This is a genomic window from Streptomyces sp. SAS_281, from assembly GCF_052542855.1.
The window spans coordinates 9,339-24,194 of the sequence record NZ_JBMNDO010000037.1; the positions used below are offsets into that span (position 1 = coordinate 9,339).

A 14,856-nucleotide genomic window follows, 5' to 3' on the forward strand; every position below is an offset into this window, starting at 1 on the left:
CGGCCCGTACCGAGGCGTCGTCTCCACCGGATTGGACCATGACGGACTCACCCAGCGCCGCTCACCGCGACAAGGTCGCCATCATCGGCATCGGCTGCCGGCTCCCCGGACACGCGGGTGACCACCGGTCCTTCTGGCGCAATCTGATCGAAGGCCGGGACTGTCTCGTCCCCACCCCGACGGACCGGTACGACACCACCACCCTCGGCAGCCGCGACCCGGCCAAGCGGGGCCGGCTGACCGGCGGCCGGGGCGGCTACATCGACGGCTTCGACGAGTTCGACCCCCACTTCTTCGGGATCAGCCCGCGCGAGGCCGAGCACATGGACCCGCAGCAGCGCAAGCTCCTGGAGGTGTCCTGGGAGGCGCTGGAGGACGGCGGGCAGCGACCCGCCGAACTGGCCGGGCGGGACGTCGGCGTCTTCATCGGCGCCTTCACCCTGGACTACAAAATCCTGCAGTTCGCCGACCTCGGCTTCGAGACGCTGGCCGCGCACACCGCGACCGGCACGATGATGACGATGGTCTCGAACCGCATCTCGCACTGCCTCGACTTCCGCGGCCCCAGCGTCTCGATCGACACGGCGTGCAGCTCCTCCCTGGTCGCGGTCCACCTGGCCTGCCAGAGCCTGCAGCGCGGCGAGAGCGAACTCGCCCTGGCCGGAGGCACCCTGCTGCACCTCGCGCCGCAGTACACCATCGCCGAGACCAAGGGCGGCTTCCTCTCCCCCGACGGACGCTCCCGCGCCTTCGACGCCTCCGCCGACGGATACGTACGGGCCGAGGGCGTCGGCGTCGTGGCGCTCAAGCGCCTCTCGGACGCGCTTCGCGACGGCGACCCGGTGCACGCCGTGGTGATCGGCAGCGGAGTGAACCAGGACGGACGCACCAACGGCATCACCGTGCCCAGCGCCGACGCCCAGGCCACGCTCATCGAGCGGGTCTGCGCCGAGGCGGGAGTGACACCGGGCAGCCTCCAGTACGTCGAGGCGCACGGCACCTCCACCCCCGTCGGCGACCCGATCGAAGCGCGGGCGCTCGGCCGGGTGCTGGCGCAGGGCCGGGCGCCCGGGGCACGGTGCTACGTCGGCTCGGTCAAGACCAACATCGGACACACGGAGGCCGCCGCCGGCGTCGCGGGCCTGATCAAGACGGCGCTGGCCCTCCGGCACCGCCGCATCCCACCGCACCTGAACCTCGAACAGCCCAACGCCGCCATCGACTTCGCTGCACTGCCCTTCGAGATCCCGACCGCACCGGTCGACTGGCCGGAGCACGAGGGACCCGCGCGGGCAGGCGTCAACTCCTTCGGCTTCGGCGGCACCAACGCACACGTGCTGCTGGAGGAGGCGCCGCCCCGCCCGCCGGAGGACCCGCGCGCGACGGCCCGGACGCCCGCCCGCTCGGTCCTCCCGCTGAGCGCCCGGCACGCGTCGGGCCCGGCCGAACTGGCCGCGGGCGTCCGCCGCGAACTTGCCGCCGGAGTGTCCCTCGCGGACCTCGGGCACACCCTGGCCCACCGCCGCCAGCACTTCGAGGAGCGCCTCGCCGTCGTCCACTCCCCCCTCGGCCCGCCCGGCTCCCTCGACGAGGTACTGGCCGCCTGCGAGCGCGGGGAGCAGCACCCCCAGGCCGTGCGGGGCCGCCTCCGGGAGCCCGGGGCGCAGCGGCTGGTGTGGGTGTTCACTGGCATGGGGCCGCAGTGGTGGGGCATGGGGTGCGAGCTCCTGGACGCCGAGCCCGTGTTCCGGGAGGCGGTCGAGCGCTGCGATCGGGAGGTCCGGCGCCAGGCGGGCTGGTCGCTGCTCGACGAGCTGACCCGGCCCGAGGCGGAGTCCCGGATGGCCGAGACCTGGCTCGCCCAGCCCGCCAACTTCGCCGTCCAGGCGGGGCTCGCGGCGCTGTGGGAACACCACGGGGTGCGGCCGGACGCCGTCGTCGGGCACAGCACCGGCGAGATCGCGGCCTTCCACCAGGCCGGGGTGTACGGCCTGGAGGACGCCGTCCGGATCGTGCTGGCGCGCAGCGCCCTCCAGCACCGGCTCGCGGGCGCCGGCGTGATGCTGGCGGCGAACCTGTCCGAGGAGGAGGCCGAGCGGCTGGTCCGCCCGTACCGGGACCACGTGTCGGTCGCCGCCGTGAACAGCCCGGCGTCGGTGACGCTGTCCGGGGACCGGGACACCCTCGGGGAGCTCGCCGGGCGGCTGGAGCGGGAGCAGGTCTTCGCCCGGTTCCTCGACGTCGAAGTGCCGTACCACAGCGTGCGGATGGACCCGATCGAGGCCGAGCTGCGCGAGGCGCTGGCCGGGATCGCGCCGCGCGCCGCCGGTCTCCCGCTGTATCTGACCGCCCGTGAGGGGCGTGCGCGGGGGCCGGAACTGGACGCCGCGTACTGGTGGGAGAACGTCCGGCGGCCCGTGCGGTTCCGTGCCGCGGTCGACCGGTTGGTCGACGACGGGTACACGCTGTTCCTGGAGATCGGTCCGCACCCGGTGCTCGGCCACTCGATCCGGGAGTGCCTGGAGGGCCGGGCGGTCGAGGGGGTGACGCTGCCGTCGATCCGGCGCCGGGAGGACGAGCCCGGGCGTTTCGCCCGCTCCCTCGCGGAGCTGTACACGCTGGGCGTCGACGTGGACTGGTCGGTGCTCCAGCCCGTGGGGCGGCCGGTGCCGCTGCCGGGCTATCCGTGGCAGCGGGAGCGGTACTGGGTGGAGCCCGCGCCGGTGGAGCAGATCCGGCTCGGCCGGCTGGACCACCCGCTGCTCGGCCGGCGGACCTCCGCGCTGCAGCCGACCTGGGAGAGCCGCCTGGACACCGAGCGGCTGCCGTACCTGGCCGACCATAGGATCGAGGACAGCACGGTGTTCCCGGCCGCCGGGTACCTGGAGATGGCCGCGCAGGCGGTCCGGGCCCTGACCGGCGGCGACACGGCGACACTGGCCGACGTCGAGTTCCCCCGGGCCCTGTTCCTGCCCGACGGCGAGGCGACGACCGTCCAGCTCGCCTTCGCGCCGGAGGAGGCCGGGTTCACCATCGCCTCCCTCGCCGGTTCCGGGACCGGGGCTCCGGACCGTACGGTCCACGCGAGCGGGGTCGTCCGCACCGGGCAGCCGCGCCGGCTCGCGGAACCGCTGGACACGGACGCGGTACGGGCGCGGGCGGGGCGTCGGCTCGACCGGGAAGCGTGCTACGGCGAGCTGGCGGCGCTCGGCTACCACTACGGTCCGGCGTTCCGGGCGATCGACGAGGTGTGGACGGCGCCCGGCCAGGCGCTGTCGCTGATCCGGCCCACCCCGGGCATGGGCGACGGGGCCGCGGAATGCCATGTGCATCCCGTGCTCCTCGACGCCTGCTTCCAGACCATGCTCACCGCGATGACACCGGACGACAGCCGGTCCGCCGGGATCCGGCTGCCCGTCGGCATCGCGGAGCTGCGGCTGGACGCGGTCGGCGACCGGGCCCTGTGGGCGCACGCGACCGTGACCGCGGAGAGCGATGAGGAACTGGTCGGCGACCTCGCCCTGTACGCCGAGGACGGGACGCCGCTCGGCCGGATCAGCGGCTTCCGCGCGACGGCGGTGGACCGGGTGGCCTCCTCGGTGAAGCTCGGCACCATCGACGGCTGGCTGGCCGAGGTGGTCTGGGAGGAGGCGCCCACCGAGGCACCGGAGGACGGCGGGACCGAAGAGGCAACCGGGGATGGTCCCGACGGCTTCACCGCACCCGGCCTAGTGGTCTTCGCCGACGAGGGCGGGCTCGGCGCGCGGATGGCCGAGGCGGTCGTGGCGCGTGGCGGGCGGTGCCGGCTGGTCCGTCCGGGCAGCCGGTACCGAAGCGGAGCCCGGCACATGACCGTGCGACCCGATTCGGCGGCCGATCTGCGCAGGCTGTTCGCCGAAATCGGGCCGGGATTCGGAGCCGTGGTCCATCTGTGGAACCTCGATCTGCCCCCGCTGGACACGGTCGGCGCGGCGGACCTCGACGGGATCGGCACGGTCGGCGGCTACTCGCTGGTCCTGCTCGCCCAGGTGCTGCCCGAGGCGTGCCCGGAGGGGCGCCTGCACATCGTCACCCGGGGCGCCCAGGCGGTGGTGCCGGGCGAGCCGGTGGAGCCGTTCGGCGCGCCCGCCTGGGGCATCGGCCGAGTGCTGTGGCAGCAGGAGCTCACCGGTCACAGCGGCAAGTTGATCGATCTCGACCCGGCCGGGGATCCCGGCGAGGCCGAGGTGCTGCTGCGCGCGCTCACGGCGGACGACGGCGAGAGCGAGATCGCGCTGCGGTCCGGGCGGCGGCACCTCAGCCGGCTGCGTCCGCCCGCGGGGCTGACCCGTCCGCTGCCCTTGCGGCTGCGCGCGGACGGCGCCTATCTGGTCACGGGCGCGTTCGGGGCGCTGGGGCAGCTGCTCTGCCGCACCCTGGTACGGCGCGGGGCCCGGCGCCTGGTCCTGCTCGGCCGCACCGGCGTGCCGGAACGCGGCGCGTGGCGGGGGCTCGATCCGGGCGGCCCCGAGGGGCGGCGGGTCGCGTTCTTGCGTGAGCTCGAAGTGCTCGGCGCAGAGGTGCAGGTCGCCGCGGTGGACGTGACCGACGCTGCGGCCATGGAGGGCTGGCTGGCCGGGCGCCGGGCCGCCGGTCTGCCGCCGGTGCGGGGTGTGTTCCACCTCGCGGGACAGGTGCGGGACGTCCTGCTGCCGTCGTTGGACCGCGAAGCGTTCGACGCGGGCTACGGGCCGAAGGTGCATGGCGGGTACCTGCTGCACCGGCTGCTGCGCGACGAGCCGGTCGAGCACTTCGTACTGTTCGCGTCGGTCGCCTCGCTGCTGACCACGGCCGGTCAGGTCAACTACGCGGCCGGGAACGCGTTCCTGGACGCGCTCGCCCATCACCGCCGGGCGCTCGGTATGCCCGCGCTCAGCCTGGACTGGGGGCCGTGGGCCACCGGCATGATCGAGGAGCTCGGGCTGGTCGCCCACTACCGGGATGCGCGCGGGATGAGCTCGCTGGCGCCGGAGGCGGGCATGGCGGTCCTGGAGCGGGTGATCGGGCAGGACCGGGCCCAGTTGCTCGTGGCCGCGGTGGTGGACTGGCCGGTGTTCCTGTCCTGGTATCCCACCCCGCCGCCACTGGTGTCGGCGCTCGCCGCCGCGGCGGCGCGGGAGGTCCCGGCGGGGCAGGGCGGCAGTCTGCTCGACGCGTTCCGCGCCGCCGACGAGACGGCGCGGACGGCATTGGTCGCCGAGCGATTCGCGGCCCTCGCGGCGGGTGTGCTGAGGGTGCGGCCGGAGCTGGTCGACGCGGACGCCCGGCTCGGCTCCCTCGGTCTGGACTCGCTGCTCGCCATGGAGCTGCGGGCCCGGACCCACACCGAGCTGGGGGTCTCGCTTCCGGTGGTGGCGCTGCTCAGCAATGGGCCGGTGATCGAGCTGACCGAGCGGCTGCACGCGGGGCTGACCGAGCTCGCGGCGGCCGGGGGTCCGGTGGCGGAGACGGCGGTGGAGTTGTTCACCGACGAGGCGTGCTACCCACTCACCCACAACCAGCAGGCCCTGTGGTTCCTCCGGCAGCTCAACCCGGACGGCTTCGCGTACAACATCGGCGGCGCGGTGGAGGTGCGCGCGGAGCTCGACCCGGAGCTGCTGTTCGATGCCTTCCGGACGCTGATCGCCCGGCATCCGAGCCTGCGCGTCAACATCACCACCGAGGACGGGCGTCCGGTCCAGCGGGTGCGGCCCGAGGCCATCGCCGACACCGGTCTTCTCGATGTGTCCGGGCTGCCCTGGGACGAGGTCCGCACCCGGCTGGTAGCGGAGTACCGCAGGCCGTACGACCTTGAGCGGGATCCTCTGGTGCGGCTGCGGCTGTTCCGACGGGCCCCGGACCGCTGGGTGCTGATGAAGGCGGTCCACCACATCGTCTCGGACGCGATCTCCACCTTCACCTTCATCGAGGAGCTGTTCGAGGTCTACCACGGGCTGCGCACCGGCCGGCCTGCGGAGCTGGCCCCGGTCCGGGCCCGCTACCTGGACTTCCTCAACCGGCAGAACCGCTTTCTGGCCGGGCCCGAGGCGCGGCGGATGCTGGAGTACTGGCGGGAGCACCTGCCGCGGGAGGTCCCGGCGCTCGAACTGCCCACCGACCGGCCGCGCCCGCCGGTGCAGACCGACAACGGCGCCTCCGAGTTCTTCCAGCTCGACGACGAGCTCAGCGCCCGGGTGCAGACGCTGGCACGGGAGCACAACGTCACCGTGTTCACGGTGCTGCTCACCGCGTACTACCTGCTGCTGCACCGCTGGTCGGGGCAGGACGAGATCGTGGTCGGCAGCCCCGTCACCGGCCGCACCGAGGAGGAGTTCGCCACGGTCTACGGCTACTTCGTCAATCCGCTGCCGCTGCACGTGAGCCTGGCGGGGGAACCGTCGGTTGCCGGGCTGCTGGGCCGGGTGCGGGACACCGTCCTCGGGGGCCTCGACAAGCAGGAGTACCCGTTCGTGCTGCTCGTGGAGCAGTTGGGCCTCCCGCACGACCCGAGCCGCTCGGCGGTCTTCCAGGCGATGTTCATCCTGCTCACCCACAAGGTGGCCGTGGAGCGCTTCGGGTACACCCTTGAGTACATCGAACTCCCTGAGGAGGAAGGGCAGTTCGATGTCACGCTGTCCGCGTACGAGGACCGGTCCGACGGGCGCTTCCACTGCGTGCTGAAGTACAACACCGACCTGTTCGACGCGGCGACGATCCGTCGGATGGCCGCGCACTACCGCAACCTCCTCGACGGCCTGACCCGCGCGGAGGGCGAGAGCCCGGCGGGACGGCTGCCGATGCTGGGGGCCGGGGAACGGGAGCGGATCATCACCGGGTTCGGCGGGGTCGGCCGACGGATCGACCACGACGTGCCGGTGCACGAGCTGATCGGGAAGATCGCCGCGCAGCACCCGGAGGCGGTCGCGGTGTCCGTGCCGGGCGGGCGGCGGCTCGGCTACCGGGAGCTGGACCAGCGCTCGCGGCGCGTGGCTGCCTCGCTGCGCGAACGCGGCGTCGGCGCCGGGACGGTGGTGGCGGTGCGTCTCGCGAAGTCGCCCGAGCTGGTGATCGCGCTGCTCGCGGTGTGGCGGGCCGGGGGCGCCTATCTGCCGCTGGACCCCGACCACCCGGCGGAGCGGCTGGCCGAGCTGATGGAGAACGCCGGGGCCACTCTGGTTCTGACCGACGGGCGGCGGGGCCAGGCGCCCCGGCTGCCGGGACAGCCGGTCACCCTCGACGAGCTGGACCGGCCGGGGGCCGAGGAGCGGCCGGAGCCGGCCGTGGGCCTCGACCAGACGGCCTACGTGATCCACACCTCGGGTTCCACCGGCCGCCCCAAGGCGGTGCGGGTCAGCCACCGCAACCTGGCCTCGGTGTTCGTCGCCTGGCAGCAGGAGTACCGGCTGGACACCGACGCCCGGGTGCACCTGCAGATGGCGGGCGTCTCCTTCGACGTGTTCACCGGAGACCTGGTCCGGGCGCTGTGTTCGGGCGGGATGCTGGTCCTCGTCGACCGGGACCTCCTCTTCGACACCGCACGGCTCTACCGGACCATGCGCGCGGAGGGCGTGGACTGCGGCGAGTTCGTGCCGTCGGTGGCGCGCGGGCTGCTGGCGCACTGCGAGCGGGAGGGGCTGGGCCTGGAGTTCATGCGCCTGGTGATCGTCGGCTCGGACGCCTGGCGGGCGGGCGAGCACCGGAGGCTCGTCGCGCTGTGCGGGCCGGGGACCCGGGTGGTCAACTCGTACGGGCTGACCGAGGCCACCATCGACAGCGCCTACTACGAGGGGCCGGCGGAAGGGCTGGAGCCGGGCCGGATGGTGCCGGTCGGCCGGCCGCTGCCCAACAGCGAGCTGTACGTCCTCGACCGGCACGGCGAGCCGGTGCCGCCGGGGGTGGCCGGTGAGCTGTGGATCGGCGGCGCCGGTGTCGCCGACCACTACCTGGGCGATCCGGAGCGGACGGCCGAGCGGTTCGTGACCCTCGAACCGGCCGGCGAACCCGTACGGCTGTACCGGACGGGAGACCTCGGGCACTGGGACGCGGAGGGGGTGCTGCACCTCCTCGGGCGGGCCGACGGGCAGGTGAAGGTGCGCGGCCACCGGGTGGAGACCGGGGAGATCGAGGCACGGCTGGCCGCCCGCCCCGAACTGGCGCAGGTGTGCGTGACGGTACGGCGGGACGAGACGGGCGAGAACGTGCTGTGCGCCTACTGCGTGCCCGCGCCGGGCGCGGTGGCCGACACCCGGGAGCTGCGCCGCCACCTCGCGGAGCAGCTGCCGACGTATCTGATCCCGGCGCACTTCACGGAGCTGCCCGCGCTGCCGCTGAGCACGAATGGCAAGGTCGATCTCGGCGCCCTGCCGGAGCCGCGCGCGGAGGCGGGACCGGAGAGGTACGAACCGCCGGTGACGCTGTACGAGACGCGGATGACGGCGCACTGGCGGTCGCTGCTCGGGCTGGAGCGACCGGGCCTGCGGGACGACTTCTTCGAGGCGGGCGGCAGTTCGATCAAACTGATCGAACTGATCCACCACCTGCGGACCGAGTTCAACGCGTCCGTGCCGGTCGGGCGGCTGTTCCGGACCAGCACCCTGCACGGCATGGCCCGCACCCTGGAGGACGTCGTCACCGGGCGGCTGCCCGGCGCCGAGCCGTACCTGTGGTTCAACCCGGGCGCGGACCCGGCGGCGACGGTGTTCTGCCTGCCGCCCGCGGGCGGGCACGGGCTGGTGTACCGGCAGCTCGCGGCGAGGCTGCCCGAGCACCGCCTCGCCGCGTTCAACTACCTGTCGGGGCCGGACAAGGCGGCCCGGTACGCGGATCTGGCCGAGGAGCTGCACCCGGGCGGGCCGTACACGCTGTTCGGTTACTCCCTCGGCGGCAACCTCGCGTTCGAGATCGCCGGAGAGCTGGAGCGGCGGGGCCGCGCGGTGGACCTCGTGCTGATCATGGACTCGTACCGGATCGCAGAGGCCGTCGCCCTCGGCGAGAAGCACCTGGCCGAGTTCGAGGCGGAACTCGCGGAGCACCTGCGGCGGCACACCGGTTCCGAGATCATCGCCCGGGAGACCGTGGAGCAGGCCCGCGAGTACCTGGCGCACTGCGGTGCTCACCCGTCGCTCGGTGTGCTCGACGCGCCGATCGCGGTGATCTCCGACCAGGACAAGCTGCTCCGCTTCGCGGCGGACGAGCCCGGCAGCTGGCACGGGGTCACCGCCGCCGGGTGCACCGTACGCGAAGGGCACGGCCAGCACGCCGAGATGCTCGACGGCCCGTTCCTCGACGGGAACGCGGAGCTGGTCCGGGCGCTGCTGGCGGGAGGTGCCGCGGATGGGCGTGCGTGACGGCGGGCCCCGTTGGGAGGCCCGGCCTCCCAACGGGCGGCCCCGGGTGATCATCATCGGCGCGGGCATGTCGGGTCTGGCCGCCGGCTGTTACGCGCAGATGAGCGGGCTGGAGAGCCGGATCTTCGAGAAGCACGTGCTGCCAGGCGGCTGCTGCACCGCCTGGGCTCGCCAGGGTTACCTCTTCGACTACTGCATCGACTGGCTGATCGGCACCGCACCCGGGACCGGAGCGAACGACGTGTGGCGCGAGCTCGGGGCGCTGGACGGGAAGCGGATCACCCACTTCGACCAGTTCAACCGGGTGGTGACGGAGGACGGCCGGTCCGTCACCTTCTACAACGACCCGGACCGGCTCCAGAAGCACCTGCTGGAGATCTCGCCCGGCGACGAGCGTCTGATCCGGGCGTTCTGCCGGGACCTCAGGCGCTTCGCGGGGCTCGCTCCGCACTGGGAGGTGAAGCCGCCGCCGCTGAAGTCCCTGACGGAGAAGACGCGAACGCTGCTCGCGATCCTGCCGGCGTTCCGGCTGTACTGGCGCACCGCGGCCACGCCGATGCGCCGGTTCGCGGACCGCTTCGAGGACCCACTGCTGCGCCAGGCGTTCCCCAACATGTTCCTCCAAGAGCTGACCGGCTTCCCGCTGCTCCCCTTCCTCTTCACGATGTCCTGCGCCTTCAACGGCAACGCGGGCTTCCCTGAGGGTGGTTCGCTGGGTCTGGCCCGGTCGGTGGAGGAGCGTTACACGGGCCTCGGCGGGCACATCGGCTACCGCGCCCGGGTGGAGCGGATCCTCGTCGAGAACGGGCGGGCGGTCGGCGTACGGCTGCGGGACGGGCAGGAGCACTTCGCCGACCATGTGATCGCCGCCTGCGACGGACCGACGGTGCTGGACCGGCTGCTGGAGGGGCGGTGGAGCAGCCCGCGCACCGAGCGGCTGTACACGGAGCTGCTGGACCGGCCGGACAACCTGTATCCGGCGGTGGTCTCCGCGTTCGTCGGGATCGACGGCCCGCTGCCCGCCGGTGAGCCACACAGCACCACGTACCTCCTCGGTCCGGAGCGGGGCGCGGCGCTGCCGGGGAGCCTCCAGCACAGCCTGGTGGTGCAGCGGCGGTCCGACTACGCCGACGGCTTCGCGCCGGCCGGGAAGTCGGTGCTGCACTGCACGTACTTCACCGACCACCGGTCCTGGCAGGATCTACGAAAGGCGGACCGGCGGGCGTACAGGGAGCGCAAGCAGGAGGTCGTCGACTACCTGCGGGGCTTCCTGGCCGAGCGTCATCCGGGCCTCAAGGAGCGGATCGAGCTGGTGGACGTGGCGACGCCGGCGACGACGGAGCGGTACACCGGCAACACCTACGGCAGCATCCTGGCCTGGAAGGCGTTCTCCGAGGCCGACGACGTGTCGACCGCACTGGTGGACCGGGACCGGATGCGGCTGCCGGGGCTGAGCGGCTTCTCGATGGCCGGGCAGTGGACCGGGATGGGCGGCCTGATCCGGGCCGCGACCAGTGGCCGGTACGCGGTCCAGTTCCTCTGCGACGAGCTCGGCCGGGATTTCCGGGCCTGGCCGAGCGAGGGTGCCGGGCCGTGGCATCCCGGGAAGCTGGGCCGGCTGCCCCGACTCGAACAGCGGGGCAACGCCGGGAACGCGGCGGTGGCCGAATGACGAGGAAGACCATGCTGATCGTCGGCGGAGGGCTCGGCGGCCTCTCCACCGGCTGCTACGCCCAGATGAACGGCTATCGCAGCAGGGTGCTGGAGATGCACGAAATCCCGGGCGGCTCCTGCACCGCCTGGGACCGGGGCGACTTCACCCTCGACTGCTGTGTGAGCTGGCTGCTCGGCAGCGGGCCGGGCAACGAGATGCACCAGATCTGGCTGGAGCTCGGCGCCCTCCAGGGCAAGCGGATGCGCAACTTCGACGTGTTCAACACGGTGCGCGGGCGGGACGGGCGAGCGGTCCACTTCTACTCCGATCCGGACCGCCTCGAAGCGCATCTGCTCGCCCTCTCCCCCGGCGACGCCCGGGTGATCCGCGACTTCTGCGCCGGGCTACGGACCTTCCGCAAGGCACTCGCCCGCTACCCGTTCCTCACTCCGGTCGGGCTCATGGGCCGCCTGGAGCGCTGGCGGATGCTGGCGTCCTTGGTCCCCTACTTCAACGTGATCCAGCGTTCCATCGGCACGCTGATGCGGGACTACTCGCTGCGCTTCCGGGACCCGCTGCTGCGCGAGGCGTTCAACTTCATCCTGTACGAGAAGCATCCCAACTTCCCCGTGCTGCCGTTCTACTTCCAGCTCGCGGCGCACGCCGACGCCTCGGCCGGTGTCCCCGAAGGCGGCTCGCTGGGCCTGGCCCGCTCGGTCGAGGAGCGCTACCGGGGGCTCGGGGGCGAAGTCATGTACAACTCCAGGGTCGTGGAGATCCTGGTGGAGAACGACCGGGCGGCCGGGGTCCGGCTGAGCGACGGCACGGAGCTGCGGGCGGACATCGTGGTCTCCGCCTGCGACGGGCGCACAACCCTCCTCGACCTGCTGAAGGGCCGCTACCTCACCGACACGTACCGGGAGCTGTACACCCGGACCATCACGGAACCCGACATGGTCTTCCCCGGCTACCTCACGGTCTTCCTGGGGCTGCGCCGGCCCTTCCCGGACGGCGAGCCCTGCACCACGTACCTCCTGGAGGACGTGGTCGCGAAGCGACTCACCGGCATCCGGCACCCCAGCGTCAACGTGCAGTTCCGCAGCCGCCACTACCCGGAGCTGTCGCCGCCGGGTACCTCCGTGGTGTACGCCACGTACTTCTGCGACATCGCGCCGTGGCGGGAGCTGAGCACCGGTCCCGAACAGTTCACCCGGATCCGCCGCGGCGAGGAGCTGCACACGCTGCCGGTCGGACGTGGGCGCGAGTACCAGCGGGCCAAGCGGCAGGTCCGGGACACGATCGTCGACTTCCTCGACGAGCGGCACCCCGGGTTGCGGGACTCGATCGCGGTGCGGGACGTGTCCACTCCGCTCACCCAGGTCCGCTACACCGGCAACTACGACGGCACGGTGCTCGGCTGGCAGCCGTTCGTGGACAGCGGCGAGACCGTGGAACAGGAGGTCAAGCGACACGGTCCGGGACTGCCGGGGCTCGCGGACTTCTATCTGTCCGGCGTCTGGGCCACCACCGGCGGCCTGATCCGGGCCGCGGCCTCGGGACGGCACGTCATGCACTTCATCTGCCGCGACGACGGGCGGCCGTTCACCGCCGCCGTCGACGACAGCGCCCCTCTCCCCGTACAACTCATCGAACCCGCAGGAGCGACCCCGTGAAGACCGCCAAGTGGATCGTCAGCGAGCACAACGACGGCGTGCCGGACGTGGACAGGATGTACGTGAAGGTGGTGGAGGAGCTCGATACCGACCTGGCCGAGGACGAGATGCTGCTGCGCACGCGGTACGTCTCCGTGGACCCGTACCTCCACGGGATCGCCCTGGACACCCCGGTGGGCGACCACATGGGCGCCGACTCGATCATGGAGGTGCTGGCAGCCGGACCGAGGGCGATGTTCGGCGTCGGGGACCTCGTGCAGGGCTTCGGCGGCTGGCGCACCCACCTGGTCAGTAACGGCGCAGGGGCGCTGTGGCAGACCGGCACGTTCCCGATGGTCTTCCCCGCGTACCGGAAGCTGGACCCGGCCCACTACGACGAGGCGCTGCCGCTGAGCACCGCGCTGGGCATCCTCGGCGGTGCCGGGATGACCGCGTGGGGCGCCCTCACCACCTTCCTGGCCGTACGGCCCGGCGACACGGTCCTGATCAGCGGCGCGTCCGGCGCGATCGGCACGCTGGCCGGGCAGCTGGCGAAGCGGGCCGGCGCGCGGGTGGTGGGCACGACCGGTTCGCCGGAGAAGGCGGCGCGGCTGACGGCGCTCGGATTCGACGCCGTCGTCGTCTTCCGGCACGGCGGAGACCCTGCGCAGCTCCGCGAGGACCTGGCGAAGGCGGCTCCTGACGGCGTCGACCGGTACTTCGACAACCTCGGCGGGGTCATGACCGACACCGTCTTCACGATGCTCACCGTGGACAGCCGGGTCGCGGTGTGCTGGCAGTGGGCGAGCCAGGTCGGCGGCGAGTGGACCGGGCCCCGGCTGCTGCCGTACATCATGTTCCCGCGCACGACGATCCGCGGGATCTTCGCGTTGGAGTGGTTCACCGACGACAACTGGGCGGCGCTGCACGCCGAGTTGGGGCCGCTGGTGCGCGCCGGCGAGATCCGCTACCAGCAGACCCTGCACCACGGCTTCGACTCCATTCCCGCCGCCTACCGCAGCCTGTACACCGACCGCGCGGCGTCCTTCGGCAAGGTGCTGGTCGAGCTGTGAGGCGCGGCCACACCCGGGCGCTCACGGAGGGCCCGAGCCGGGCCGACGCGCACGAGCCAGTCCTGCCGTACCCGGACGGCTGGTTCTCGGTGGCGTTCTCCTCGGAGGTGGTACGGGGGGCGCTGCTGACCCGGCCGCTCCAGGGCGAGGACGTGGTGCTCTACCGGCTCCGCGACGGCGAGGTGCGCGCGGTGCGCCCGTACTGCCCCCACCTGGGGGCGCACCTCGGGCTCGGCGCGCTGGAGGGCGACGAACTGCTGTGCCCCTTCCACCGCTTCGCCTTCGGCCCGGACGGCGCCTGCACGCGGACGGGGTACGGCACGCCTCCGCCGCCGTCCTCGGATCTGACCCTGCTTCCGGTGCGCGAGGTAGACGGCGCCGTCTTCGTGTGGCGGCACCACGACGGGCGGGCGCCGGACTGGGAGCTCACGCCCTGGCATACGCTCGGGACGCGGGCGCCGCGGTTGGCCGCGTGGGAGATGGCGGGGCACAGCCAGGACGTGGTCGAGAACACGGTGGACATCGGGCACTTCACGCCGCTGCACGGCTGGGGCGCGTCGGAGGTGGCCGAGCCGGCGGTCTTCGAGGGGCGGTCCTTCCGGATCTCGGTGCGCTCCGAGGAGCGGGTGCCGCTGCTCGGAGCGAGTCCGCTGGAGGTGACGCTGGAGGGCAACGGGATCAGCCGGGTGCACGTGTGCACGGCGCTTCCTCGGTTCGGGGTGCGCACCTGTGCCGTATACACGACCACGATGATCGCGCCCGCGGCTTTCCAGCTGCGCCAGACGAGCCGCTTCGAGGTGGCCCAGCCGGCCGCCCTCCCGGCCCCGCTGGCCCGCTGGGTGAGCCGCTCGGTACACCGGCTGCTGGCGGGTGTGATGTTCCGGGGCAACTGCGCTTTCGTGTCCCAGGACTTCCCGGTCTGGGCGACGAAGCGGTACGTGTCTCCGCCCCGGCTGGCCCGCGGCGACGGCCCGATCGGCCCGTTCCGCCACTGGGCCCGGCAGTTCTACCCGCCGGACCGGCTGCGGGCGCGGGCGCCGTCGTCGGTGATGCGGCGAGCGGCGGGGGAAGCGGAGAGCAGGGTGACGTAGCCGGTCCGCGGCCACGTTGGC

The 14,856-nt window shown here is 72.9% G+C and carries 5 protein-coding genes; all 5 read left to right on the forward strand.

From position 1 onward, the window contains the following. Positions 1-38: 38 nt before the first annotated feature. Genes ACN6LM_RS16505 through ACN6LM_RS16525 form a run of 5 tightly spaced genes read left to right on the forward strand, consistent with a single transcriptional unit; the run spans position 39 to position 14,835 of the window. Complete coding sequence (locus tag ACN6LM_RS16505; RefSeq protein ID WP_445066111.1) at positions 39-9,365, forward strand: non-ribosomal peptide synthetase/type I polyketide synthase; 9,327 nt, start codon at positions 39-41, stop codon at positions 9,363-9,365. Then, positions 9,352-11,037 carry a phytoene desaturase family protein gene (locus tag ACN6LM_RS16510; protein WP_445066112.1) on the forward strand — a complete coding sequence of 562 codons (1,686 nt, stop codon included), beginning with the start codon at positions 9,352-9,354 and terminating at the stop codon, positions 11,035-11,037. The genes ACN6LM_RS16505 and ACN6LM_RS16510 overlap by 14 nt, the downstream gene beginning before the upstream one ends. Positions 11,038-11,048: 11 nt before the next feature. Continuing rightward, the gene (locus ACN6LM_RS16515; RefSeq protein WP_445066150.1) at positions 11,049-12,692 is read left to right on the forward strand and encodes a phytoene desaturase family protein; all 1,644 of its coding nucleotides are present in this window, start codon (positions 11,049-11,051) and stop codon (positions 12,690-12,692) included. After that, the gene (locus ACN6LM_RS16520; protein WP_445066113.1) at positions 12,689-13,744 is read left to right on the forward strand and encodes an MDR family NADP-dependent oxidoreductase; all 1,056 of its coding nucleotides are present in this window, start codon (positions 12,689-12,691) and stop codon (positions 13,742-13,744) included. The genes ACN6LM_RS16515 and ACN6LM_RS16520 overlap by 4 nt, the downstream gene beginning before the upstream one ends. Then, positions 13,741-14,835: a Rieske 2Fe-2S domain-containing protein gene (locus ACN6LM_RS16525; protein WP_445066114.1), complete on the forward strand. Its 1,095-nt coding sequence runs from the start codon at positions 13,741-13,743 to the stop codon at positions 14,833-14,835. Before ACN6LM_RS16520 ends, ACN6LM_RS16525 begins: the two co-directional genes overlap by 4 nt. Positions 14,836-14,856: the final 21 nt, after the last annotated feature.

Excerpts from the sequence above, each read along its gene's own strand:
- ACN6LM_RS16510 (WP_445066112.1), top strand. The coding sequence starts at position 9,352 with ATGGGCGTGCGTGACGGCGGGCCCCGTTGGGAGGCCCGGCCTCCCAAC.
- ACN6LM_RS16515 (WP_445066150.1), top strand. The coding sequence starts at position 11,049 with ATGCTGATCGTCGGCGGAGGGCTCGGCGGCCTCTCCACCGGCTGCTAC.
- ACN6LM_RS16505 (WP_445066111.1), top strand. The coding sequence starts at position 39 with ATGACGGACTCACCCAGCGCCGCTCACCGCGACAAGGTCGCCATCATC.